Origin of the sequence: Streptomyces sp. NBC_00223, from assembly GCF_036199905.1 — a bacterium.
Taxonomy (GTDB): domain Bacteria; phylum Actinomycetota; class Actinomycetes; order Streptomycetales; family Streptomycetaceae; genus Actinacidiphila.
This window is the reverse complement of sequence record NZ_CP108109.1, coordinates 3047932-3071535: the sequence shown is the minus strand read 5'-3', so window position 1 is coordinate 3071535 and position 23604 is coordinate 3047932. Positions and strand designations below refer to the sequence as shown.

General features: G+C 71.6%; 20 protein-coding genes and 1 tRNA gene. 9 read left to right on the top strand and 12 right to left on the bottom strand.

What is annotated here, in order from left to right; genetic code table 11:
- Window positions 1–80: 80 nt before the first annotated feature.
- Both OHA30_RS12790 and OHA30_RS12785 read right to left on the bottom strand, forming a co-directional pair.
- Window positions 81–935, bottom strand: coding sequence for a helix-turn-helix domain-containing protein (locus OHA30_RS12790; protein ID WP_328913947.1), 855 nt, complete (start codon window positions 933–935; stop codon window positions 81–83).
- Window positions 936–1599: 664 nt separating this feature from the next.
- Window positions 1600–2301 (bottom strand): GOLPH3/VPS74 family protein, encoded by a 702-nt coding sequence (locus OHA30_RS12785; protein WP_328913946.1) that lies wholly within the window; start codon window positions 2299–2301, stop codon window positions 1600–1602.
- Window positions 2302–3524: 1223 nt separating this feature from the next.
- On the opposite strand from OHA30_RS12785, the gene OHA30_RS12780 reads away from it, so the two are divergent.
- The gene (locus tag OHA30_RS12780; protein ID WP_328913945.1) at window positions 3525–5024 is read left to right on the top strand and encodes a hypothetical protein; all 1500 of its coding nucleotides are present in this window, start codon (window positions 3525–3527) and stop codon (window positions 5022–5024) included.
- A 100-nt stretch (window positions 5025–5124) separates the two neighbouring features.
- Here the strand turns inward: OHA30_RS12780 and OHA30_RS12775 are convergent, their stop codons facing one another.
- From OHA30_RS12775 to OHA30_RS12760, 4 genes are all read right to left on the bottom strand, one after another.
- The gene (locus OHA30_RS12775) at window positions 5125–6288 is read right to left on the bottom strand and encodes a winged helix DNA-binding domain-containing protein (RefSeq protein WP_328913944.1); all 1164 of its coding nucleotides are present in this window, start codon (window positions 6286–6288) and stop codon (window positions 5125–5127) included.
- Window positions 6289–6423: 135 nt separating this feature from the next.
- Window positions 6424–8730 carry a heavy metal translocating P-type ATPase gene (locus OHA30_RS12770; protein WP_328913943.1) on the bottom strand — a complete coding sequence of 769 codons (2307 nt, stop codon included), beginning with the start codon at window positions 8728–8730 and terminating at the stop codon, window positions 6424–6426.
- 118 nt (window positions 8731–8848) lie between these two features.
- Entirely contained in the window at window positions 8849–9076 is a 228-nt protein-coding gene (locus OHA30_RS12765; protein WP_405785597.1) for a heavy-metal-associated domain-containing protein, read from the bottom strand.
- A 171-nt stretch (window positions 9077–9247) separates the two neighbouring features.
- Window positions 9248–9682, bottom strand: a complete 435-nt coding sequence (locus tag OHA30_RS12760) for a MarR family winged helix-turn-helix transcriptional regulator (RefSeq protein ID WP_328913942.1) — start codon at window positions 9680–9682, stop codon at window positions 9248–9250.
- 128 nt (window positions 9683–9810) lie between these two features.
- Here OHA30_RS12760 and OHA30_RS12755 point away from each other — a divergent pair, with 128 nt between their 5' ends.
- Both OHA30_RS12755 and panD read left to right on the top strand, forming a co-directional pair.
- Complete coding sequence (locus OHA30_RS12755; RefSeq protein ID WP_328913941.1) at window positions 9811–11796, top strand: FUSC family protein; 1986 nt, start codon at window positions 9811–9813, stop codon at window positions 11794–11796.
- Window positions 11797–11914: 118 nt separating this feature from the next.
- Window positions 11915–12337: an aspartate 1-decarboxylase gene (gene panD / locus OHA30_RS12750; protein WP_328913940.1), complete on the top strand. Its 423-nt coding sequence runs from the start codon at window positions 11915–11917 to the stop codon at window positions 12335–12337.
- Window positions 12338–12421: 84 nt separating this feature from the next.
- Here panD and OHA30_RS12745 read toward each other — a convergent pair whose 3' ends face one another.
- Entirely contained in the window at window positions 12422–12625 is a 204-nt protein-coding gene (locus OHA30_RS12745) for a hypothetical protein (RefSeq protein WP_328913939.1), read from the bottom strand.
- Between the two features lie 213 nt (window positions 12626–12838).
- Here OHA30_RS12745 and OHA30_RS12740 point away from each other — a divergent pair, with 213 nt between their 5' ends.
- On the top strand, window positions 12839–13630 hold the full coding sequence (locus OHA30_RS12740) for a VOC family protein (protein WP_328913938.1): 792 nt from the start codon (window positions 12839–12841) through the stop codon (window positions 13628–13630).
- Here the strand turns inward: OHA30_RS12740 and OHA30_RS12735 are convergent.
- The 3 genes from OHA30_RS12735 to OHA30_RS12725 form a co-directional block, all read right to left on the bottom strand.
- Window positions 13605–14663 carry an RluA family pseudouridine synthase gene (locus OHA30_RS12735; RefSeq protein WP_328913937.1) on the bottom strand — a complete coding sequence of 353 codons (1059 nt, stop codon included), beginning with the start codon at window positions 14661–14663 and terminating at the stop codon, window positions 13605–13607. The genes OHA30_RS12740 and OHA30_RS12735 overlap by 26 nt on opposite strands.
- A gap of 75 nt (window positions 14664–14738) precedes the next feature.
- A complete protein-coding gene (locus OHA30_RS12730; RefSeq protein ID WP_328913936.1) occupies window positions 14739–15941 on the bottom strand; it encodes a permease in 1203 nt (400 codons plus the stop codon).
- A 243-nt stretch (window positions 15942–16184) separates the two neighbouring features.
- Window positions 16185–16257, bottom strand: a tRNA-Arg gene (locus OHA30_RS12725).
- A gap of 203 nt (window positions 16258–16460) precedes the next feature.
- Between OHA30_RS12725 and OHA30_RS12720 the strand changes: the two genes are divergently transcribed.
- Together OHA30_RS12720 and OHA30_RS12715 are read left to right on the top strand one after the other, a co-directional pair.
- A complete protein-coding gene (locus OHA30_RS12720) occupies window positions 16461–17558 on the top strand; it encodes an LLM class flavin-dependent oxidoreductase (protein ID WP_328913935.1) in 1098 nt (365 codons plus the stop codon).
- A complete protein-coding gene (locus tag OHA30_RS12715) occupies window positions 17555–18154 on the top strand; it encodes an FMN reductase (protein WP_328913934.1) in 600 nt (199 codons plus the stop codon). Before OHA30_RS12720 ends, OHA30_RS12715 begins: the two co-directional genes overlap by 4 nt.
- A gap of 33 nt (window positions 18155–18187) precedes the next feature.
- Here OHA30_RS12715 and OHA30_RS12710 read toward each other — a convergent pair whose 3' ends face one another.
- Window positions 18188–19483, bottom strand: a complete 1296-nt coding sequence (locus OHA30_RS12710) for a hypothetical protein (protein ID WP_328913933.1) — start codon at window positions 19481–19483, stop codon at window positions 18188–18190.
- A 217-nt stretch (window positions 19484–19700) separates the two neighbouring features.
- Between OHA30_RS12710 and OHA30_RS12705 the strand changes: the two genes are divergently transcribed.
- Together OHA30_RS12705 and OHA30_RS12700 are read left to right on the top strand one after the other, a co-directional pair.
- Window positions 19701–21236, top strand: coding sequence for an MFS transporter (locus OHA30_RS12705; RefSeq protein ID WP_328913932.1), 1536 nt, complete (start codon window positions 19701–19703; stop codon window positions 21234–21236).
- 88 nt (window positions 21237–21324) lie between these two features.
- Window positions 21325–22143: an ABC transporter ATP-binding protein gene (locus tag OHA30_RS12700; protein WP_328913931.1), complete on the top strand. Its 819-nt coding sequence runs from the start codon at window positions 21325–21327 to the stop codon at window positions 22141–22143.
- Window positions 22144–22200: 57 nt separating this feature from the next.
- Here the strand turns inward: OHA30_RS12700 and OHA30_RS12695 are convergent, their stop codons facing one another.
- On the bottom strand, window positions 22201–22686 hold the full coding sequence (locus tag OHA30_RS12695) for a MarR family winged helix-turn-helix transcriptional regulator (protein WP_405785598.1): 486 nt from the start codon (window positions 22684–22686) through the stop codon (window positions 22201–22203).
- A 195-nt stretch (window positions 22687–22881) separates the two neighbouring features.
- On the opposite strand from OHA30_RS12695, the gene OHA30_RS12690 reads away from it, so the two are divergent.
- Window positions 22882–23538 (top strand): TetR/AcrR family transcriptional regulator, encoded by a 657-nt coding sequence (locus OHA30_RS12690; protein WP_328913929.1) that lies wholly within the window; start codon window positions 22882–22884, stop codon window positions 23536–23538.
- Window positions 23539–23604: the final 66 nt, after the last annotated feature.

Sequence of the window (23604 nt, the reverse complement as noted above, 5' to 3'; positions counted from 1 at the left end):
GGATGGCATATTCCCCACTATCCCTCATGGTTGGGCAGGAAGTGGCGTATGATGCCGCCGTTCACTCGCGGGGACGGCGCTCACACATAGCGCCGGGCCGCCTCGGTGATGAACTGCCGGGTCTGCTCGGCGCTCAGCGCCTGGGCCCGCAGGTGCTCGTACATCACGCTGTACGCCTGCACGTCGGTGTCCTTCTCCAGGTACAGATCGCTGTTCACGCCCTCCAGGTAGACCACCGTGGCGTCGGTCGTGTCGGTGAACTCCAGCACCGCGAACTGCCCGCTCAGCCCCGGGTGCGCCCCCGAGTCGAACGGCAGCACCTGCACGGTGACATGCGGCAGCCGGCTCAACTCGACCAGCCGCAGCAGCTGTTCGCGCATGACCTGGCCGTCGCCGACCCGGCGGCACAGCGCCGCCTCGTCGATGACCGCCCACATGCGCAGCGGCCCGTCCGTGTCGGTGATCCGCTCCTGGCGGCGCAGCCGTACGTTGACCCGCTTCTCGATCTGCTCCGGCGTGTACTCCGGCAGATTGCCCGCGATGACCGCCGAGGCGTACGCCGGGGTCTGCAACAGGCCCGGCACCACCTGGGGTTCGAAGACCCGCAGGCTGGCCGCCTCGGTCTCCAGACCGATGTACACGCTGTAGGGGATGTCGCCGAAGGCGTGCCACCAGCCCTGCTGGCGGGACTCCTTGGCCATCTGCATCAGCGAGTCGACGATCCGGACGTCCTCGACGCCGTACACCCCGCACAGATCGCGGACGTCGCGCTGGCTGATGCTGCGCCGGCCGTTCTCCAGGCGGCTGATCTTGGACTGGGAGACGAGCAGCCGGGCCGCCACCTCTTCGGCGGTCATCCCCTTCTGCTCACGGAGCTTGCGCAGCTCCGAACCCAACCGGCGGCGCCGGACGGTGGGGTTGACGTTGGCGACCACAGGGACTGCACCTCCACGCTGAACCGTACTGATGGTCAGCAGCCTGCCACTACCGGTCATCGCCCCGCTGGCGAATGGACGGAACAAGCTTGCCCGTGCTTGCCGGGCAGGCTCACGGGCTGTGCCCAGGGTGCCAGGTCGGCGGGTTCGCCGCCTATAGGCCGCGAACGGCGGCGGAAACACGGGCCGCGGGGGAGAGGTGACGCCCTGTCGGAGAAGCACGACGCGCGGGGCGCCGACCCCGGAGTCTGTCCGGAGACCGCCGCCCCGCGCGTCGCTGCGGCTCCCGGAAGGGGCTCACAGCGGGCGGACCGGTTGCCGGCGTCCTGTCCCTGCCGACGGACACCGCCACCGCCCTGTGTACGGGGTGCTATTTAATGCGTACTGTGTGTGGTGTGAGGGGCGAACGCGTCAGGCGCTGCTGGTGCGGATCGTCCACCTCGACGACGCGCGCCGAGGGTAGGGCGCGCGCCGTGTGCCGTCCATGCGCTGTGCGTGGTCCGTGCCTGGTGCGTCACGCGTGTGATGCGCGCCCTGCGTGCGATGTGCGGCGTCCGCGCGCCATAGGGCGGTCGTCCGTCGTACAGCGGTCGTGCGTCACGCGGCCGCGGTGCTCCGTGTGGCGGCCGGTGTCAGGCCGGTCCGCCCGTCTGCCGCGCACCGGTCAACGCACACCGGCCCGGGCCATCGTGCCGTGACCCGGCGCGCGCTGGGTCTGGGCGGGTGGCCGCTTCGGCTGCGCCGCCACCCCGTTCTGCACGTCCATCACGGCGTGCGCGACGAGGCCGCCCATCGGGTCGTACCTGATCAGGTCCCGCAGGCGCGATCGCGACGACCGGCCCTCGTTGCCCGGGTACAGGTGCTTGCCGAGTCCCACGGAGTGGGCGAGCGCGGCGAGCGCGGCGGTCCGCGGGTCCGGCGGTACGCCGGTACGGATCGCACTGTCCAGCCGGGTCCTGATCTCCCGGCTGACCGCGCTGTCGGTCGCCTGATACCGAGTGGTCGGCAGCACCCCGCACATCTGACCCGGCACGGCGTGCACCATGCCGCACCGCTCCAGGTGCGCGAGATACGTCTGGCGCAGCCCCAGGCGGGGCCCGCCGATCCAGTGGACGGCGCGCACCGGGCTGCCGCGGCGTCGCAGCAGTTCGAGCGCGGAGTCCAGAGTCGGATCTCCAGTCGGCCGTGGGTGCACCACGGCGATACGATCCCCGTCAGGGGCTATCCGTCCGGCCAGGGCCAGCTCGACGAGCTGTGCCCCGGCGAGGCCGAGGTCGAGTGATTGCGGCTGCGCCGTGGTCCCGGTCGTCGGGTCCAGGGCGAGCAACAACAGCTCTTCCGGAATTGTTCTGCGGCTCTTGCCCATCCATGCCTCCCCGCGTGGATGAATGACAGGGTGACGCCTCTCACACCGGCCTGTCGAGAGCGCCTTTTCCTTATCGGCGGGAACCGGGTGGTATGTCGTTCTCGTCTACGGGGTGGGCGGGGTGTCGCGGGCGACCTGTCGGCCTGTCACTGGACACTTGCCAGTGTGGTTCAGGACGGGTAAAGGCGCCATCCGGCGACGTAACTCACGGTATGTACCCAACGTATGACGATGTGTGAAGGAGGGTCTGCGTGGCGGGCGAGTCCCCCGGCAGGGAACAGCAGCACGAGACGTCGGGGGAGGCCGCCGAACGGACGGCCGCCGATCCGAGGCTGGCGGTGTTCCGGGCGCCTGTTGTGATGCGTGAGGCGGTGCACAGCGTGGAGGGCGTATCCGAGGAGCACGCAGGCGCATCCGTGGGCACATCGGTGGAATCCGCCCCCGCGCACGCCCCCCGAATGGCGGAGGAAGCGCTGTCGGAAGCGCGTCCGCACCCCGCTCCGGTGTCCATCTCCGGCATTGAGACGGATACGGCGGATGACGTAGTGGGCGTAGACGTGGTGACCGATCTTCCTACGCCGGTGAATTCGCCCGCACCTCGCCCGGCGGGCGATTCGGCCTCGAAAACGGAACCGAATCGTGATCCGACTCATGGGGCGGACGAGTCGGATGGGGCTGCTGAGGCGAATGGTGATTCGCAGGAGGCAGAGGGGGAGCGCGCGACGTCGGCGGACGACGGGCCGGAGCCCGGGCCCGAGGACGCGCGGCCGGAGGCGGAGGACGTACCGCCCGGGGCCGAGGGGCGTTCGGCGGCAGCTCGGGAGGCGGAAGCGGAGGCCGAGTCCGGCGAAGTGGAACCGGAGGACGCGCGGCCTGAGGACGCGAGGCCCGAGGGTGCGCGGCCTGAGGGTGCGAGGCCCGGGGGTGCGCGGCCTGAGGGTGCGCGGTCCGGGGCTGCCGAGCCGCGTGACGCCGAACCCCGTGACGCCGAGCCCCAGGGAGCGCGGGCCGGGGGGGACGAGCCGAGCGGCGAAGTGCCGCCGCCCGTGGCCAAGCCCGTCGTGAAGCCTCTGGTCTCGGACCTGCCGCCCGAGGAACGGCGTGGAGGGGGGCCGGCGGGGCGTCTGACGGCCTTCCGGGGCCCTGTGGCCTTCGGGGCCCCTGGGGCGCCCGCACAGGCCCGTACGAGCCCGCAGGAGCCCGCGCCCGGCGCGGGCCCCGGCGTGAAGGGGAGCGCTGCCCCGGCCACGGTCCGCGCCGCGAACTCCGCGCTGCCGGCAGCGGCGAGCACGACCGCCGCGTCCGCGTCCGCCGCGACCGTGGTCGGCACGAAGCCGACCGCCGCCCCCGTGCCCCTCCCTCCCGCCGTCGAGCCGCCTCCGGGCGACGTCCTCGGCCCGGAGGGCACTCGCGGCATGCCCGTCCCGCCGACCCCGGGCGCCCCGCTCAAGCTGCTCGCCGAGCTGACCAACGCCCCGCCCCCGCCGCAGACCGCGATCCGCAGCGTCGTCCGGCGGTTCAAGATCTGGACCCCGCTGGCCGTCCTGCTCGCCCTGGTCTTCGTCCTGGTGCAGGTCCTGCGTCCGCTGCCGTCGCCGGAGCTGGACCTGACCGCGGCCTCCACGTACACCTTCGACGGCGCCCCGCTGCCGCAGTCGATGCCCTGGCCGGCGCAGGGGCAGAGCGCCGCGGAGGTCGAGGGGATCGGCTCGCTCGGCGTGCACGGCAAGCAGACCCCCGTGCCGATCGCGAGCGTCACCAAGGTGATGACCGCCTATCTGATCCTGCGTGACCACCCTCTGCACGGTAAGGAGAACGGCCCGCTCATCACGGTCGACGCCGAGGCCGCCAACGAGTCCGGCTCCGCCGACGAGTCGACCGCCCCGGTCAGGGAGGGCCAGAAGTTCACCGAGCGGCAGATGCTCCAGCTCCTGCTGATCCCCTCGGGCAACAACATCGCCCGTCTGCTGGCCCGCTGGGACTCGGGCACGCAGAAGGCGTTCGTCACCAAGATGACGAAGGCGGCCGACGGCCTGGGCATGACCAACACCACCTACACGGGCGCGAGCGGCTTCGAGCCGTCGACGAAGAGCACGGCGGCCGACCAGCTCAAGCTCGCCGCCCAGGTGATGAAGAACGACGTCTTCCGTTCCGTCGTCGCGCTGCCCAACGTCGAGATCCCCGGCGTCGGCACGATCTACAACACCAACAACGACCTGGTGAACTCCGGGGTCATCGGCATCAAGACCGGATCGAGCACCCCGGCGGGCGGCGCCCTGATGTGGGCGGCGCAGAAGAAGGTCAAGGGCAAGGAGCAGCTGATCCTCGGCGTCACGCTTCAGCAGCGCGGCGGCACCACCGTGTACGACAGCCTCACCCTCGCCCTGACCAACAGCCAGAAGCTGATGTCCGCCGCGCAGAAGGGCCTGGACTCGGCGACGATAGTGCGCAAGGGCCAGGTCGTCGGCGAGGTCGACGACGGACTCGGCGGCACGACCCCGGTGGTGGCCGCCAAGGACCTCACCGCGATCGGCTGGTCCGGGATGTCCTCGCGCGTCACCCTGACCGCGCTCGCCGACGGCCTGCCGCACAGCGCCAAGGCGGGCACCCGGGTGGGCACGCTCAGCTTCGGCACCGGGACCGCACGCACCTCCGTGCCCGCCGTCCTCCAGAGCGACCTTTCGGAACCGTCGTTCGCCAAGAGGCTCGCCCGGATCGGCTGAGGCTCCCGGGGTCCGACGGGCGTTCGCGCCCTGAGGCGGACGTTCGCGTCCTAGGACAGGAGGTTCGTGTCCTAGGACGCGAGTCCGCGCCCTGGGAGGGTCACTGGGTCAGTTCGCGCTCCAGGGGCGTACGGAATCGCGGTGTGATCCGTACGCCCCCCAGCCACGTGGACAGCGCCGCCGCCGCGTCGTCCACGGCCCGCGCCGCCGCCGTGCCCCGGTCGGTCAGCCGCCGCCACACGACGGAGCCGTCCGCGCGCTGCGCCCAGCCGCCGATCACCTCGCCGCCCCACCACACGGTCGGGCCCACGTTGCCCGTGCCGTCGAAGAGCGCCGCCCGGTGCGCCCGCGGCAGGAACCAGTCGCGGTCCTGCCATCCCATGGGGGCCGGGTCGAGCGAGGGCAGCAGCACGGCCCGGGGCGGTGCCTCCGGCGTGCCGTCGGTGTCTCCCGGCAGCACATGGCCGGTACCCCCGGCCAGCCGTACGTGTTCCGCGCCGACCGCCGCGAGGGCCTTTCTGACCTCGGTGAGGGTCCAGCCGGTCCACCACTTCAGATCCGCCTCCGTACCGGGCCCGTAGGAGCGCAGCCAGGCCCGTACGACCGCCGCGCGGGCCTCCTCCACCGGGCGGTCCGGCAGCGGCTCGGCCTTCGCCCAGCGGAACTGGCTGCTCGTCCACGACCCCGCGGGCCTGCGGCGCGCGATCCGGTACTCGGCCGCCATCGTGCGGATGATCCGGCTCGCCACGTTCTGCCGCGTCTCGTACGGCTTGCCGCGCGCGACGACGACCTGTTCGCGCAACCGCGGCACGAGACGGGAGAGTTCGGCGCCGCTGAGGTCCCCGTGCGCGGCGAGCGCGGCCTCGACCTCCGCCTCGGCGTCGGCGAGCCACCGCTCGTCCCAGCCACCGCCCTCCGCGAGGTGCGTCAGCAGCTTCTTGCGCTCCTTGGCGGCGATCTGCCGCCCGGCCGCCGCGTACACGTCGGACGCGGTGTCCCGGGTGACGACGAACATCGTCCGCCGCATGACGAGCATGCGCGCCAGGGCGGGCCGCTCGCCGTAGAGCGCTTCCTCCAGCCGCTCGACTGCCGTGTCCGGGTCGGTCAGCCGCGCGGCGACGGACAGGAAGACGGTGGCCGGATCGGTCGCGTGCAGCCCGGCGAGGGTGTCCACGATCTCCGTGCAGCTCTTCGCCGGGCGCAGCAGCCGCGCCGCCACCCGTGCCCGCCGCTCCCGGTCCTCGATCAACTGCTCAGCGCCCATGGCCTCATCCTCGCCCGCCGGGGGCCGCGTGGGCACCCGGCGGGACCGGACCGTTTCGCCGCAATGGATGCGAACGGGCGTGGCCGCCTTCGCCGCAATGGATGCGAACAGCAACGGCCGTATTCGCGGCAATGGCTACGAGGCGAGCGGTGAGAAGCCGCGCAGCCGGAGGCTGTTGGCGACGACGAAGACCGAGGAGAAGGCCATCGCCGCGCCCGCGATCATCGGGTTGAGCAGACCGGCCGCGGCGAGCGGGATCGCGGCGAGGTTGTAGGCGAAGGCCCAGAAGAGGTTCGCCTTGATCGTCGCCAGGGTGCGCCGCGCCAGCCGGATCGCGTCCGCGGCCACCAGCAGGTCGCCGCGGACCAGGGTGAGGTCGCCCGCCTCGATCGCCGCGTCCGTCCCGGTGCCCATCGCGAGCCCGAGGTCCGCCTGCGCGAGGGCCGCCGCGTCATTGACGCCGTCGCCGACCATGGCGACCGTGAGGCCCTGCTCCTGGAGGCGCCGCACGACGGCCACCTTGTCCTCGGGCAGTACCTCCGCGTGCACGTCCTCCGCCGCGATACCGACCTCCATGGCGACGGACCGCGCGACCGCCGCGTTGTCCCCGGTGAGCAGCACCGGCCGCAGCCCGAGGCCGCGCAGCCGCCGTACCGCCTCCGCGCTCGTCGGCTTCACCGCGTCGGCGACGACCAGCACGGCGCGGGCCCGCCCGTCCCAGCCGACGACCACGGCCGTGCCGCCGAGCGCCTCGGCCGCGGCCTTCGCCCCGGCCAGCTCCGGCGGCAGCGGCTGCCCGGCGTCGCGCAGCAGTTGCTCGCGGCCGACCAGTACGTCGTGCCCGTCGACCCGGCCGCGCACACCGAGCCCCGGCACGCTGACGAAGTCCTCGGGCACGGGCAGCCCGCCCGAACCGGCCGCTTCCGCCGCTGAGTCCGCGATCGCCCGGGCGATCGGGTGCTCGGAGGCGTGCTCCAGGGCGCCGGCCAGCCGCAGCACGTCCTTCTCCTCCGCGTCCTGGGCGACGTGCACCTCGGTGAGCGTCATCGCGCCGCTGGTGACCGTGCCGGTCTTGTCCAGCACGACCGTGTCGACCGCCCGTGTCGACTCCAGCACCTCGGGCCCCTTGATGAGGATGCCGAGCTGTGCGCCCCGGCCCGTACCGACGAGCAGCGCGGTGGGCGTCGCGAGGCCCAGCGCGCACGGGCAGGCGATGATCAGCACGGCGACGGCCGCCGTGAAGGCCGCGGTCGCGCCCTCGCCGAGAGCGAGCCACACTCCCAAGGTGCCGAGGGCCAGGGCGATGACGGCCGGCACGAAGACCGCGGAGATCCGGTCGGCGAGCCGCTGGACCGCGGCCTTGCCGTTCTGCGCGTCCTCGACCAGGCGGGCCATCCGGGCGAGTTGTGTGTCGGCGCCGACCTTGAGCGCCTCGACCACGATCCGGCCGCCGGCGTTGACGGTCGCCCCGGTGACGGGGGAGCCGGGCCCGACCTCGACCGGTACGGACTCGCCGGTGAGCATGGACGCGTCGACCGCCGAGCCGCCTTCGCGTACGACGCCGTCGGTGGCGATCTTCTCGCCCGGCCGGACGACGAAGTGGTCGCCGACCGCCAGCTCGGCGACAGGGACGCGGACTTCGCGTCCTTGGCGGAGCACGGTCGCGTCCTTGGCGCCGAGTTCCAGCAGCGCGCGCAGGGCGGCGCCGGCCCGGCGCTTGGCCCGGGCCTCGAAGTAGCGCCCGGCGAGGATGAAGGCGGTCACCCCGGCGGCGGCCTCCAGATAGATCTCGCCGCTGCCGTCCGTACGGGAGATCGTGAACTCGAAGGGGTGGGTCATCCCGGCCATGCCCGCGGTGCCGAAGAACAGCGCCCACAGCGACCAGCCGTACGCAGCGAGCGTGCCCACGGAGACGAGGGTGTCCATGGTGGCGGCGCCGTGCCGGGCGTTCGCCCAGGCCGCGCGGTGGAAGGGCCAGGCGGCGTAGACGACCACGGGGGAGGCGAGGGTCAGGGCCAGCCACTGCCAGTTGGTGAACTGGAGGGCGGGGATCATCGACATGGCGACGACCGGGACGGCGAGCACGACGGCGGTGATCAGCCGCTGGCGCAGGGTGGTGAGTTCGGGGTCCTCCGGGGCGGGGGCCCCTTCGGTGCCGTCGGCGGGGTCCGCCGGGCCGACCCGGCGCGCGGGAGGGGCGGGCACCGCGGCGGTGTAGCCGGTGGCCTCGACCGTGGCGATGAGCGCGTCGAGCGCGATCCCGTCGCCGTACACGACCTTCGCCTTCTCGGTCGCGTAGTTGACGGTGGCGCTGACGCCGTCCATCCGGTTGAGCTTCTTCTCGATACGGGCGGCGCAGGACGCGCAGGTCATGCCGCCGATCTCCAGCTCGACCCGCTGTCCGACGGGTCCGCCGTCCGAGTACGTCGTGGTGCTCGCCACTTCCACTCCCCTGGTCGGTGTGTGCGATACGGGTCCGGTACGGGCCCTTGTGCGGGGCCCGGTGTCCGGTCCCGGAGCGGGGCCGGGGCCGGTCCGGTCCTTCGGTCCGGTGTCGGCCTCAGGCCCTCCCGACGAGTGCGTAGCCGGCCTCGTCGACCGCGGCGCGGACGGTCTCGTCGTCCAGCGGCAGTTCGGAGGCGACGGTCAGCAGCCCGGTCTTCGCGACGGCCGTCACGGACGTGACACCGGGGATCGCGGTGACCTCCTTGGAGACGGCGGACTCGCAGTGCCCGCAGGTCATCCCGGAAACGGAGTAGACGGCCTGGCTCATGATGCGGCTCCTCATCTGTCGGCGCGGGCGCTGCGGCACGCGCTGCGTACGTGACGGGCGGCTCTCCCCGTTCACTGTCCACAACCATATACCCCCTAGGGGTATTCCCGTGAACCTCCTGGGGGTCGTTGAGGGGGTGCGGGACAGGGGTGCGACGGTCGGGGGTGGCGGGGTGCGACGATCCGATCAGTCGTCCTCGGCTAGCCGGTCGAGCAGCGCGGCGGCCAGCCGCAGTACCTCGCGCTCGGTCTCGCTGAGCCGCGACTCCATCCGTGCCCGCAGCCACGCGTCCCGGTGTGCCACGTCCCGGGCCATCGCCTCGTAGCCGGCCGGTGTCAACTCGATCCGGTACTGCCGCCCGTCCACCGCGTCCCGGGTCCGCGTCACCAGGCCGTCCTCCTCCAGCGCGGCCAGCGTCCGGGTCAGCGACTGCGGTTGTACGTGCAGGGCGGCGGCCATCGCGCTCGGGGTGCCGGGTCCGGAACGGAAGAGATGGGCGAGCGCACCGAGTTTGCCGTTGGGCAGCCCGTCCGGCAGCCGCTCGGCCCTCATACGGCGGCTGAGCCCGTTCACGGAACGGCGGATCACGGCGGCGCGGTCGACGGGCGGGGAAGGAAACATGGCGGCCATTTTCTAAGGAAGGCGTACTATATTGAAGGTGAGGATACGGTTGTTACAGAGTTTAGTGGGCGATAGTCATACGTATGGCGTATCAATAAGCCAGGGTGACAGGCGCGGGGACCGTCAGGGTGACCGCCCGCGCGGGAGCCGGTACGGCGGGCGTTCGCGGCAGTAGCGGCGAAGAGACGGTCGCCGCCAGGGACGGGGTCGAGAGTGACGGCAGCGGCGACAAGGGTGACCTGCGGGGGACAGGAATGCTGATCCGACTGCGACTGCTCGACCCGGGATACGTGCGACTGATGATCGCCATACGTACGATCATCGCTTCCGTCGCCGCCCTGCTGATCTCGGGTGCGATATGTCGATCCGCTGAACTGCCCGGTGGTATGACGGTGATCGCGACCGTCGTCGCCGTCCTGGTCGCACGAAGCCTGAACGCGGCTACCCTTCCCCATCGGCTCTCGGCCCTGCTCTACGTCCCCTCGATCGGACTCCTGGCCGCCTTCGTCGCCCGCTTCATGCTGCACCACGCGTGGCTGGGCGCGGCGGCGTTCGTCGCGGCGGTCGGCGGTTCCCGCTATCTGACGCGCTTCGGCGGCAGAACGCGGCGCTTCGGCCGGCTCGCCCTCACCCCGCTGATCTCCGTACTGGTCGTACCGGTGCCGCCGAGCGCCGCCAAGGCGACCGGACCGGTGTGGGGCGCGGTCGCCGGACTGATCGCCGTGGCCTGTGTGATCGCCGCTCAGGCGCTCCTCCCGGCACGCCCGGCCCGTGAGGCGGCCGCCGCGGCCGACGACTTCCGGCACGCCGCCACCCGTCTGCGGTCCCGTACCCCGGGCACCCGGAGCCACGCCCTCGCCGCCCGTACCCTCCACCGCGCCGCCCTCGCCACCGAGGACCGCCTCGACGCCGCCCTCCTGCCGGACGACGCCGGCCGTGCCGCACGGGACGCCCTGTCCGCCGCCGTCCTCGAAGCAGAGGTGCTGGTGGACCCCGGGGCGCCAGGAAAGCCCGACCCCCACCGCCTGGACGCGGCACTGGCCGCCGTCCGCCAACAGGCCGCCGCCGTAAGGCGCCTGCCGTCCCGCGAACGGCCCGCCCCCGACGCCCCCGCCCCGCGCCGCCGCACCGGCGGATGGCGCGACATCCAGCCGCAGACCCGGCTGGCCGCCCAGGTCACCGCAGCCATGGCCGCCGCCTTCGCCGTCGGCCATCTGCTCTTTCCGCACCAATGGACGTGGACCGTGATCACCGCCTTTGTGGTGTGCGCCGCCGCCCGGGGGCGCGGGGACGTGATCCACCGCAGCGGACTGCGGGTCGCCGGCGCCTTCACCGGGGCCGTCGCCGGGACCCTGATCGCCCACACGGTGGCCGGAGTTCCCGCCGTCGCGATCACCGTGATCTTCTGCTGCCTCCTGGCCGGCCTGTGGCTGCGCGACCTCACCTACGCGGCGTGGGCCTTCTGCGTCACCTGCGTGCTGGCTGTCCTCCACACCCTCAACGGCGAACACGGCACGGCTCTGCTGGTCCAGCGCCCCGAAGGGATCCTCGTCGGTTCTGCCTGCGGTATCGCGGCCGCCTGCTTCGTGCTGCCCCTGCGCACCGACACCGTGATGCGCGGCCGCGCCGCCCTGGCGCTGCGGGCGCTCCAGGACCTGCTGGCCGCCGCCCGGGAGCCCGAACCGCGCCCCGTCGCGCTGCGGCGGCTCGCCCGTCGCTTCGACCGGGCCGCGCGGGACCTCGCCGACGTGGCCGCGCCCGCCCGCGCGCACCGCTCCCTCCTCCGCCGCGGCGGAGGGCAGAACGACGCAGCCGCGCACGCCGCCGACTGGGCCGACGCACTGGCCGGCTGCGCGCCCGCCACCCGCCTCCTGGCCGCGAGCGGGACCGCCGACCTGGCGGCGGCCCGTACCCCACTCGGCCTGACCGCCCACAACCTCGGCCAGGTGCGCCGCCGCCTCGGCCGTCACCCGGACACGGCGCCTTTGCGCCCGGTCCGCGGCGGCCCCGCCCACCTGATCCGGCTCAACACCGCCCTGGCCGAGCTCTACGAACGGCTGCCCGCCCCCGCCGTCACTCCGCCGACCGGCCCCGCCGCCGTCGCGGTCGGCTGAGATCTTCCGCACTCCTGGCGGACCCCCGATCCGGCCCGCGGCGACGGGCCCTACCCTTGACGCGTCGGCGCGTACCCCTGACGGGGATGCGACCAGCTCATTCAAGGAGGGCGGCACCGTGCTGCGCACCATGTTCAAGTCCAAGATCCACCGGGCCACCGTGACCCAGGCGGATCTGCACTACGTGGGCTCCGTGACCGTGGACGCCGATCTGATGGACGCCGCCGACCTGCTGCCCGGCGAACTGGTCCACATCGTCGACATCACCAACGGCGCCCGCCTGGAGACCTATCTCATCGAGGGCGAGCGCGGCTCGGGTGTGATCGGGATCAACGGCGCGGCGGCCCACCTGGTGCACCCCGGTGACATGGTCATTCTGATCAGCTACGCCCAGGTCGACGACACGGAGGCCCGCGCGCTGCGTCCGACCGTCGTCCATGTCGACGCCGCCAACCGGATCACCGCGCTGGGCGACGACACCGCCGAGCCCGCTCCCGGCACGGACACCGTCCGCCCGCCGCACGCCGCCGTCCGCGCCTGAGACCGGGCCTCAACCCGGGTCCCGGACCCGGTCCGGCGCCGGCCGGTCCGCCGAGTCGGGAGAACGTGCCGCGGCCCCGGCGGTTCAGGCCGCGGCCACCACCGCGGAGCCCCGCACGGGACCCGGCACCTGGCGTATTTCCACGCGGACCCCACGGGCGGCCGCCGTCCACTGGGCGCGCAGCCGAGCCAGCTCGGTCAGCTCCTCGGCCGTCCACGGCCGGTCACCGTGCGCCTGCACATACGCGCGCAGGTCCGCGTTCGCCTGATCAAGATCTCCCCCGTACATGTGAACCACAGTAGACGGGCCCACTGACAATCCCGAATCAGTTCGACCGCCGCGCGCGCCCGCCCCCAGTCCCGTGCCGCCCGCCGTCGATGCCGTGACCTGGTCATGGATGCCACAGGAACGGCGCTTGTCGGTGCCTGCTGCCATGCTGAATGTGAGAGAGGACACAACGTCCGAAACGGCACATCACACCAGCTCACGGAGGACGGCAGCATGCTCACCAACGACTACGTGCCCGGCGCGCCCAGCTGGGTCGACCTGGGCAGCCGTGATCTCGACGCCGCCGCCGCGTTCTACAAGGCGCTGTTCGGCTGGGACTTCCGGCCGACGGGCCCGGAGTCCGGTGGGTACGGCGTCTTCCAGCTGGCCGGGCAGAGCGTCGCGGCCCTCGGCCCGATCCAGAGCGACACCGCGCTGCCGGCCTGGACGGTGTACTTCGAGACCGCCGACGCCGACGCCACCACCAAGGCGGTCGAGCAGGGCGGCGGCACCGTCCGCGTCCCCCCGATGGACGTACTCGACCAGGGCCGTCTCGCCGGGTACACCGACCCGGGCGGCGCCGAGTTCGCGGTCTGGCAGCCGGGTACGACCAAGGGGCTGGACCGGGTCGGCGCCGGAGCCTTGTGCTGGACCGAGCTGTACACGACGGACGCCGAGCGGGCCCGGCAGTTCTACACGGGCCTGTTCTCCTGGGACACCGAGGACGTGCCGCTGCCCGGCGGCGCGGGCACGTACACGATCGTCTCCCGGGCCGGCGGCGGTCAGGAGGGCTCGCACGGCGGGATCATGCAGCTCCACGGCGACATGCTCCCGGACGGGGTGAGCTACTGGCAGCCGTACTTCGCGGTGGCGGACTGCGACGCGACCGTGGCCAAGGCGACCGAGCACGGCGCGAGCGTCCTGATGCCCAGTACCGACATGGAGGGCGTCGGCCGGATGGCGCTGCTCGGGGATCCGGAAGGAGCGGTGTTCGCGGTCCTCACCCCGGTGGAGTCGACGGTCTGAGACCGGGGGCGTCCTCGGACCTCTCCCACCTCGTCTCCATTGCCGCGGATCCGGCTCGCGGCCAGGCGGCCAGTTCACGCGCGCTCTCGAAGCGCATCGGCCGGCCCGTCACGGGGTCGGTGAACTCCAGTGCCCGCGCGAGCAGTTGCAGCGGCCGGGAGAAGTCGCCGTCAGGCGGCTCCGGGGCGAGCGCGGGATAGACCGGGTCGTTCAGGATCGGCAGGCCGAGCGCGTTCATATGGACCCGCAGCTGATGGGTGCGGCCGGTCGCGGGCAGCAGCCGGTAGCGGCCCAGCCCGGCGCGCTGCTCCAGCAGCTCGATCCGGCTCTCCGCGTTCGGCGCCCCCGGCTCCTCGCGCGCCCCGATCCACCCGCGCTCCTTCACGATCCGGCTGCGCACGGTCAGCGGCAGGCCGAGCGCCGGGTCGTACCCCGCGACGGCCTCGTACTCCTTGGCGACCCGCCGGTCGCGGAAGAGCGACTGGTACGCGCCGCGGTCCTCGGGGCGTACGACGAAGAGGGCAAGGCCGGCCGTCAGCCGGTCCAGGCGGTGCGCGGGGGAGAGCCGCGGCAGGCCGAGGTCGCGGCGCAGCCGGGCGAGCGCGGTCTGCGTGACGTGGCGGCCGCGCGGGGTGGTGGCCAGGAAGTGCGGCTTGTCCGCGACCACGATCCGCTCGTCCTGGTACACGATTCCGGCGGGGAACGGCACAGGCGCCTCGGGCGCGAAGTCACGGTGGAACCACACCCACGCCCCGGCCTCGTACGGGGTGCGCGGGCCGACCGGGCCGTCCGCGGTGACGAACCGGCCCGCCGCCACCATCGCGTCGACCCGCGCCGGGCCGATGGCGGGGCCGTAGCGCTCCGCGAGGAAGTCACGGACGGTCGGCCAGGGCGCGTCATCGGCTCTTCCGCCCCGGGACTCGCTTCCAGGGTGTGGGCTTCCGCTTCCGGGGAGGCGGACACGGACGGGGTCCACGCCGTCACGCTGTTCCAGCGGTGAGGGAGGCGGCTTGCGGCCCGGTCTGCGTGCCATGTGCGCCGTCACCTCTTCCTACGGTCCTACCGCGCTCTTGCCGTCCAGCCGCGCCCCGCGTCGTCGCCGCCCAGGCTACGCGGAGCCGTGATCGTGCCCGGACGGTCGCTCGTGTCCCGGTTCGTGCCCTGGCTTGTCGTGTCCGGCGTCGGGCGCTCCGCCCATCATCCGCAGCATCGGCAGTCCGCCCGTGCGCCAGAATCGGATCATCAGCGCGGAGGCCATCAGCAGAAAGACGATGTTCAGCCAGGTCGTGTAGTCCCACCTGACGCCCTCGGTCGGGATCTTCGCGTCCGCCTGGTCCGGAACGAGGCCCAGGCCGCCGAAAATCAGTTCAACGACGTACCCGGCCACCACCATCGCCGCATAGAAGGTGAGCGTAAGGAAGACGGTCATACGTAGGCCGTAGTACCGGCGGTAGATATTCAGAATCGGCAGGATCAGCAGGTCCGCGAAGATGAACGCCACCACACCGCCGAAGCTGATGCCGCCCTTCCACAGCACGACCGCCAGCGGCACGTTCCCGATCGAGCACACGAACGACACCACCGCGACCAGCGGCCCCACGAGCGGCCCCCACACCTTCGCGGCCAGGGGGTGACCGTCGAAGAAGAAGGTCCGCCAGAAGGAGTCGGGCACCCAGGCCGCGATCGCCCCGGCGACCAGCAGTCCGACCACCAAGTCCCGCAGGATGGCCGCCCACTCCATCACGAACACATGCGCCACGGAGGTGAAGCCGTCCCGCGACAGCAGGCGCCGTACGAAGGGCCGGTCGCCGCCCACCGACATGTCCATCGCGGCATGGCCCTCCATCGAGCCGGCGGCCCCGCGCCCGGCCCGCTCCCGCGCCTCCCGCACCAGCCGGTCGCGCAGCAGCACCCGGAACAGCACCGCGAGCACCACGATCATGACCGGTCCGCCGACGAACTCCGCCACCGTGAACTGCCACCCCATCAGCAGCGCCAGAATCACACCGAGTTCGACCACGAGATTGGTCGAGGCGATCTCGAAGGCCATCGCCGCGGTGAAGTCGGCCCCCTTGCGGAAGAGCGACCGTGCCAGCGCCACCGCGGCGTACGAGCACGACGACGACGCCGAGCCCAGGAGCGCCGCCACCCCCAGCGTCCGCGGCCGGTCGTCCCCCAGCAGCCGTACGACCGTCGACTTGCGGACCACCGCCTGCACGATCGCCGACAGCCCGAACCCCAGGACCAGTGCCCAGGCGATCTCCCAGGTCATCGCGCCGGTGATGGACAGTGCGTGCCAGATGGCGTGCATGGGGTGCCCCCAGGGTGCTGTTCCGCGTCACTCGGCCGACCACATCCCCATGTATACCCCTAGGGGGTAGAGGGTCCGGCGCAGCCGCGTCGGCCCCGCGCGGACCGCCCGGCAGCCCCGCGCCGGGTGGCACCGGCCCCGCCCGGCGCATGGCGGGCGCGGATCCGGCGCGGGGCATGAAAACGGCCCCCTCGTCCGAGAACGAGAGGGCCGCGACATGGTCAGCACCTACGGCAACTGGTGTGCCCCAGGCAGGATTCGAACCTGCGACACCGGCTTTAGGAGAGCCGTGCTCTATCCCCTGAGCTACTGGGGCGGGCGGGCGTCACCCGACCACCGACAGCGTACCGGATCGGCCCCGGGCGGCCGCTCCCGCCGCGAGGGGCGCATGGGGTGGTGCGCCACGGTTAGGAGGAAAGGCAGGTGATCGTACCGGCGTGCCGAGAGGCCCCGGGAATACCGCCCGAACCCGAGATGTTCGCGTGGTTGAAGGATCAACCAATTGGGACGGTGGATGAGATGCAGTTCGGGATCTTCACGGTCGGCGACGTCACGACGGACCCCACCACTGGGCGGACGCCGAGCGAGCACGAGCGGATCAAGGCGATGGTGACCATCGCCCAGAAGGCGGAGGAGGTCGGTCTCGACGTCTTCGCGACAGGCGAGCACCACAATCCGCCTTTCGTACCGTCGTCTCCTACGACCATGCTCGGTTACGTCGCCGCGCGGACCGATCATCTGATCCTCTCCACCGCGACCACCCTCATCACCACGAACGACCCGGTGAAGATCGCCGAGGACTACGCGATGCTCCAGCACCTCGCCGACGGCCGCGTTGATCTGATGATGGGACGCGGCAACACGGGACCGGTGTACCCCTGGTTCGGCAAGGACATCCGCCAGGGCATCCCGCTGGCCGTCGAGAACTACGCGCTGCTGCACAAGCTGTGGCGCGAGGACGTCGTGGACTGGGCGGGGAAGTTCCGTACGCCGCTGCAGTCGTTCACCGCGACGCCTCGCCCCCTCGACGGCGTGCCCCCGTTCGTGTGGCACGGCTCGATCCGCAGCCCCGAGATCGCCGAGCAGGCCGCGTACTACGGCGACGGCTTCTTCGCGAACAACATCTTCTGGCCGAAGGACCACTTCAAGCGGCTGATCGGGCTCTACCGCGACCGGTTCGCCCACTACGGTCACGGCACGCCCGAGCAGGCGATCGTCGGCCTGGGCGGCCAGGTGTTCATGCGGCGGAGGTCGCAGGACGCGGTACGCGAATTCCGGCCGTACTTCGACAACGCGCCCGTCTACGGGCACGGTCCGTCACTGGAGGACTTCACCGAGCAGACGCCGCTGACCGTCGGTTCGCCGCAGGAGGTCATCGACAAGACGCTGACCTTCCGGGAGTCGTTCGGCGACTACCAGCGGCAACTGTTCCTGATGGACCACGCCGGTCTGCCGCTGAAGACCGTTCTGGAGCAGCTCGACATCCTCGGCGAAGAGGTGGTGCCGGTGCTGCGCGAGGAGTTCGCCAAGGGTCGGCCGGCACAGGTGCCGGACGGTCCCACCCACCAGGCGCTGGTCGCGCGCCGCGACAAGGAAGCACAGGAGGTGCGGGCATGACGAAGCAGCTGGTGGTGGTTTCGGCCGGGCTCGGGCGCCCGTCGTCGACCCGCCTCCTCGCCGACCGGCTGGCCGCGGCCGCCGGACGGCACGCCGACACCGAGGTGAGGGTGATCGAGCTGCGCGAACTGGCCAACGAGATCGCCCAGAACATGGTCACCGGCTTCCCCGGCCCGCAGCTGCGCGACGCCGTGGACGCGATGACGTCCGCCGACGGCCTGATCGCCGTCACCCCGGTCTTCACCGGCTCCTACAGCGGGCTGTTCAAGTCCTTCTTCGACGTGATCGACAAGGACGCTCTGGCCGGCACCCCCGTGCTGATCGCGGCCACCGGCGGCACGGCCCGGCACTCGCTGGTGCTGGAGCACGCGATGCGGCCGCTGTTCGCGTATCTGCGGGCTGTCGTCGTGCCGACCGCGGTCTACGCGGCCGCCGAGGACTGGGGCACGGGCGGGGACGGCGCTCTGGACGGGCGGGTCGACCGGGCCGCGGCCGAACTGGCCTCCCTGGTCGCGGCGCGGCCGGCCGGACCGGCGGCCGAGGAGGCCGTGGTCCCCTTCGCCCAGCAGCTCGCCGCCCTGGGCGCGGAGGAGTGACGCTCGCGGGCCGTGGGGGTGATCATCGCGTCGTCACCCCCGCGCCGCCCGGTTGACGCCGTCGTCCAGGAACTCGAGGACGGCCAGCGCCCCCACGACCACCACCGCGATCCAGAAGATGACCATGCCGGTCGGGAAAGACCACAGCAGCAGGGCGACGGCGCCCATCAGCACCACTGCCCAGCGCAGCGCGTACCGGAAACGGTGAACCCACGGCCCCACCGGGCCGGTCGAGACGACCCCCGCCGCCTGCCGTACGGCGGCGATCCCCGACTCCCACATCGCCCTGACACGAACAGCCCATCGGCCCGGGCCGCTCAGCCACGCACCCAGGGCGACAACGACGCCAAGTACGACGATCATTCGCACGCTCACCCGCAGAAAACGTACAAGCTGGTCATAGATCGTGCCTGCGGCCTGCTCGTTCGTCCCTGTGGGCAGATGATCCACATAGATGACACGAAACAGGGCCAGGCCGACGCCCAGGGCGGCGACACCCACCGCGATGGCGAGCGCGGCCGTCACCAGGGCCCGGCGGCGGCGCCTGGCCAGCAGGACACCTATGGCGGCGAGGATCAGGGTGATGGGCGGCAACCAGTTCCCGGCGAGTTGCAGGGCGTGGAACCAGGTCTTGGCCTGCCGGACGTCCTTGGACTCCACCAGCGTGAAGTCGGCGCGCACTGTGGGGAGGCGTGACGCGATGGTCAGGCCGCGGTCCACCAGCCGCTGTCTGACCTGGTCGACGACCGGCGCCAGGTCGAGGACGACCGCGTCGCCGCGGACCCTTACCGCCGAGTCGCTGTCACCGGTGAGCACGCCGGTGAAGGCGGCATGCGCCTGGCGGTTGAGCTGGGTCCAGATGGTCGCGAAGGCATCCGTGGCGACGAAGTTCGCCACCGTCTGATGCACGAAGTCCTTGATGCCCTCGGTGATCGGGCCACTGAGGACGCCGAGCGCCGACTTCAGATGCGGCCGTTCGTCCGGCGTCACCGCGGAGAGCAGGGCGTCGAGATCGATTCGGGTCATCACGGCGTCGGTGACACGGTCGGCCACCGCCTTCTGGACGTCGGGCTTGGAGGCGAGCGGTGCCACCGTGGCCACGTAACGGTCGGTGTCACCCATCTGGTCCGCCACCCAGACGGCGACCGTGGCGAGCGGCGCCAGCAGCGCGGCCAGGGTGATCAGCAGGGCGGAGATCGCCGCACGCAGGCGGTGACGCGGGGCGGCACGGCGGCGCAGCGCCAGGAGCTCGCTCCGCTCGTCGCCGCTGAGCGGCCGGGACCCGGGAGGAGGACCGTCCCGACCGCCGCCCTCGGCGCTGGTCGCCATCCGTTCACCCACCTCACCGCGCGGCCCGATCCTGTGATCATCAGCAAACGGCCCCTGGGGGCTCGTCGCGCGCGGAGTTAGTGCGTACGGGAACGAACGGAGGTACGGCGCCGGGGCCGGGATTCCCGGCCGTCCGCTTCCCGCATGGCGGGCCTGTCGGCCTGCGCCTAGCGTGGAAGCGCGGGGGGATGCGCTGTCGCGCTAAGGAGACCCATTCATGGTCCGTCGTTCCCGGGACACCTCTGCGGCCTCCGACCGGACCGGGGCCTCTTCGCCGTCCGGCCCCAGTCGCAAGGACGTCGAATCCCCCAGTCACCGCTGGTGGGTGCTGTGCGTGATCGCCCTCGCCCAGCTGATGGTCGTCCTGGACGCCACGATCGTGAACATCGCGCTGCCGTCCGCGCAGAAGGCACTCGGCTTCAGCAACGGCAACCGGCAGTGGGTCGTGACCGCGTACGCCCTCGCCTTCGGCTCGCTGCTGCTGTTCGGCGGGCGGCTTGCGGACTTGATCGGCCGCAAGGTGACGTTCCTGATCGGCTTGGTCGGCTTCGCGGGCGCGTCGGCGATCGGGGGTGCGGCGCCCAGCTTCGAAGTCCTGGTGTCGGCCCGTGCGCTTCAGGGCATGTTCGGCGCGGTGCTCGCGCCCGCCGCGCTGTCGCTGCTGACGACGACGTTCACCGATCCCAAGGAGCGGGGCAAGGCGTTCGGCATCTATGGCGCGATCGCGGGCGCCGGCGGCGCGGTCGGTCTGCTGCTCGGCGGTGTGCTCACGGAGTATCTGGACTGGCGCTGGTGCCTGTACGTCAATCTGATCTTCGCGCTCATCGCCTTCCTCAGTGGCATGCGACTGCTGCAACCAGGTGCGCCGCCCGGCCGCTCCCACCTGGACATCCCCGGCACGGTGATCGTCTCCACTGGGCTGTTCTGCATCGTCTACGGCTTCTCCAACGCGCAGCAGCACGGCTGGAGCGCGCCGAGCACGTGGGGCTTCCTGGTGGCGAGCGTCGTGTTGCTCAACGTCTTCGTACAGTGGCAGCGACGTGCCCAGCACCCCTTGTTGCCGCTGCGTGTGGTGACCGACCGCGACCGCGCCGCGTCATTTCTTGCGATGTTCGTCTCGGGCGCCGGCATGTTCGGTGTGTTCCTGTTCTTGACCTATTACCTTCAGCGCACCCTGCTGTACTCACCCGTGCGCACTGGCCTCGCCTTCCTGCCGATGGTTGTGGTGATCATGGCGACGTCCGTGACGACCACCAACGTCCTGGTGCCACGGTTCGGCGCGAAGCCGATCGTGCCGACCGGAATGCTGCTGGCCGCGGGTGCGATGGCGTGGCTGACCGCCTTGGACCGGAACAGTACGTACGCGGCTCACGTGGTGCCGCCGCTGCTTCTCCTCGGGCTCGGACTCGGGCTGATCTTCGCCACGGCGATGAACCTCGCCACCGCCGGCGTCCGGCCGAACGACGCGGGTGTGGCCTCCGCGATGGTGAACACTTCGCAGCAGGTCGGCGGCTCCATCGGCACCTCCCTCCTCAACACCCTGGCGACCAGCGCGGCCACCCACTACCTCGTCGGCAAGCGCCCCTCCGCCGCTGTGGACGGCCAGGCGCAGCTCCACAGCTACTCCGTCGCCTATTGGTGGTCGTCCGCCCTCTTCGCCGCCGGATTCGTTGCCACGTTCCTGCTCTACCGGTCGGGGCGGCCCCGGAGCCTGGCCTCGCCGGGCCAGGACAGCAGCGCCGTTCCCACCTGACGGCGGGGCTCTCGGTGCTCTCGGCCGGCGCGTATCCACATCGCGGAACGCGCCTCGGGAAGATGGTCCGTACAGCTACCGTTTTGGCATGACAGCCAACGGGAGGAACGCCGGTACCGCGCGTGTCGTCGCGGCGCTCGACGCGGCCAGTGTCCGCCGCTACACCACCGGCCAGGTCATCCTTGACGACATCAGCTGGACCGTACGGTCGGGGGAGCACTGGGCACTGCTCGGTGCCAATGGCGCCGGTAAGACCACCCTGCTGAGGATGATCGGTGCGCTCATGCACCCGACCACCGGAACGGTTGACGTGCTCGGCCACCGCCTGGGCCGCGTCGACATGCGTGAGCTGCGTGCCCACATCGGTCTGGTGTCCTCGGCGCAGAAGGTCCCCCAGGACGCCACCGCACATACGGTCGTACTGACCGGTCATACCGGGACCGTGCAGCCGCTGTGGCGAAAATATGACGCCGAGGTGCGTGAACGGGCGCACGCCCTGCTGTCCGAACTGGAGATCAAGGAGCTGGCCGAGCGCCCCTACGGTGTGTGCTCCGGTGGTCAGCGGGCTCGCATCCTTGTGGCGCGGGCGCTGATGGCCGATCCGTCGCTGCTGCTGCTCGACGAGCCGTTCAACGCGCTCGACCTGCCCTCGCGCGAGGACCTGATCGACGCCTTGCACCGGCTCGCGGTCACCCGGACGAGCCTGGCGACCATCACCGTCACCCATCACCTGGAAGAGCTGTCGCCCGCGATCGGGCATGTGATGCTCCTCAAGGAGGGGCGGCTGCTCACCTCGGGTGCGGCGACGGATGTGCTCACCGGCGAGCACATGACGGAGTGCTTCGGCCGTCCGATCGAGGTGAGCAGGCACGAGGGACGATGGCTGGCCCGTTCCGGCCGCCGTTGAGGGGCCCGGAGGCCGCGCGAGACCGCGCGACCGGTGTGATCATCGGCTGGGAAGCGGTCAGCGCAGCCAGGGAACGTCCGCACCCTCCGGGTGATGCAGGCCGTCGGCGATGATCCTGGAGATCTCGCCCAGCAGCGCGGTCTGCTCGGGGGTGAGCCGGTCGAAGACCGCGGCGCGCACGGCGGCGACGTGCCCGGGCGCGGTCCGCACCAGCTCCTCGTAGCCCGCGTCGGTCAGTACCGCGATCTGGCCGCGCCGGTCGGAGGGGCAGCTCTCGCGACGCAGCCAGCCGTTGCGCTCCAGCCGGGCGACGGCGTGCGAGAGGCGGGAACGGGTGATCTTGGTCCGCTCGGCGAGCTCGGTCATCCGCATGCTGCGGCCGGGGGTCTCGGAGAGCGTGCTGAGCAGGGCGTAGTACATGTGCGGCATGCCCGCGTCGCGCTGGAGCTGACGGTCGAGATGGTCTTCCAGCAGGGTCGTGGCGTGCAGGAACGCCCGCCAGGTCGCCTGCTCGTCGTCGGTCAGCCATTCCATGATGTTCATAGTAAAGGCATTTCTTGAAGGTTCAATGAAATGCCTGTCGGATCATGTGATGCAGCTCACCGGAGGTCGCGAAATATCCGGGGATCAGTTCCCCGTTTAATCCGACGAACCGAAACGGGGAGTGGTTGTCCGTTTCCTGTCAGACCATCCTCGGGTCGTTCTGTACGACGACCGGACCGCGGAAAGGAGCCCGCCATGACGACCGATGTCACCACCGCAGCCGGGCCGCAGGCGGTCCGGCTGCGCGCGGACGCCTCGCGCAACCGTGAGCGGATCGTCACGGCCGCGCGTGAAGCGATTGTCGAGTTCGGCCCCGAGGTCCCCCTGGACGAGGTCGCGCGGCGGGCCGGCGTCGGCAACGCCACGCTCTACCGCCACTTCAGCGACCGGACCGAACTGATCCGTCAGGTGACACTGTCGGTGATGGCACGCGCCGCTCAGCGGGCGGAAGAAGCCCTCGCCGAGGAGCCCGACGCCTTCTCGGCACTGCGCCGGTTCGCCTTCGAGGCGGCGGAGGAGCGTATCGGTGCTCTGTGCCCGATGCTCTCCTCGGCCTTCGACCGTCATGACCCCGCCATCGCGGCCCAGAGGCAGCGGCTGGCACGAGCGATCGACGCGATCGTGGAGCGGGCGCAGCACGCGGGACAGCTCCGGGCCGACATCGGCGTCGGAGATCTGATGGTCGCACTGACGCAGCTCACCCGGCCGCTGCCGGGCACCGGCTGCCTCGGCTTCGACCGCTTCGTCCACCGTCACCTTCAACTCTTCCTCGATGGGCTGAGCGCTCCGGCGCGGTCGTCGCTCGTGGGGGCCCCTGCGACTCTGGAGGATCTGCAAGGCTGCCATAAATAGATCGCAAGTCACATCAGTCGGGTTATAGCGTTGGTGACTTCGCCGCGTTCGCGAGTCGCGTCACCG

Excerpts from the sequence above, each read along its gene's own strand:
- OHA30_RS12785 (WP_328913946.1), bottom strand. The coding sequence starts at position 2,301 with ATGGGCAAGAGCCGCAGAACAATTCCGGAAGAGCTGTTGTTGCTCGCC.
- OHA30_RS12775 (WP_328913944.1), bottom strand. The coding sequence starts at position 6,288 with ATGGGCGCTGAGCAGTTGATCGAGGACCGGGAGCGGCGGGCACGGGTG.
- OHA30_RS12765 (WP_405785597.1), bottom strand. The coding sequence starts at position 9,076 with ATGAGGAGCCGCATCATGAGCCAGGCCGTCTACTCCGTTTCCGGGATG.
- OHA30_RS12760 (WP_328913942.1), bottom strand. The coding sequence starts at position 9,682 with ATGTTTCCTTCCCCGCCCGTCGACCGCGCCGCCGTGATCCGCCGTTCC.
- OHA30_RS12745 (WP_328913939.1), bottom strand. The coding sequence starts at position 12,625 with ATGTACGGGGGAGATCTTGATCAGGCGAACGCGGACCTGCGCGCGTAT.
- OHA30_RS12740 (WP_328913938.1), top strand. The coding sequence starts at position 12,839 with ATGCTCACCAACGACTACGTGCCCGGCGCGCCCAGCTGGGTCGACCTG.
- OHA30_RS12735 (WP_328913937.1), bottom strand. The coding sequence starts at position 14,663 with ATGGCACGCAGACCGGGCCGCAAGCCGCCTCCCTCACCGCTGGAACAG.
- OHA30_RS12730 (WP_328913936.1), bottom strand. The coding sequence starts at position 15,941 with ATGCACGCCATCTGGCACGCACTGTCCATCACCGGCGCGATGACCTGG.
- OHA30_RS12720 (WP_328913935.1), top strand. The coding sequence starts at position 16,461 with ATGCAGTTCGGGATCTTCACGGTCGGCGACGTCACGACGGACCCCACC.
- OHA30_RS12715 (WP_328913934.1), top strand. The coding sequence starts at position 17,555 with ATGACGAAGCAGCTGGTGGTGGTTTCGGCCGGGCTCGGGCGCCCGTCG.
- OHA30_RS12710 (WP_328913933.1), bottom strand. The coding sequence starts at position 19,483 with ATGGCGACCAGCGCCGAGGGCGGCGGTCGGGACGGTCCTCCTCCCGGG.
- OHA30_RS12705 (WP_328913932.1), top strand. The coding sequence starts at position 19,701 with ATGGTCCGTCGTTCCCGGGACACCTCTGCGGCCTCCGACCGGACCGGG.
- OHA30_RS12700 (WP_328913931.1), top strand. The coding sequence starts at position 21,325 with ATGACAGCCAACGGGAGGAACGCCGGTACCGCGCGTGTCGTCGCGGCG.
- OHA30_RS12695 (WP_405785598.1), bottom strand. The coding sequence starts at position 22,686 with ATGAACATCATGGAATGGCTGACCGACGACGAGCAGGCGACCTGGCGG.
- OHA30_RS12690 (WP_328913929.1), top strand. The coding sequence starts at position 22,882 with ATGACGACCGATGTCACCACCGCAGCCGGGCCGCAGGCGGTCCGGCTG.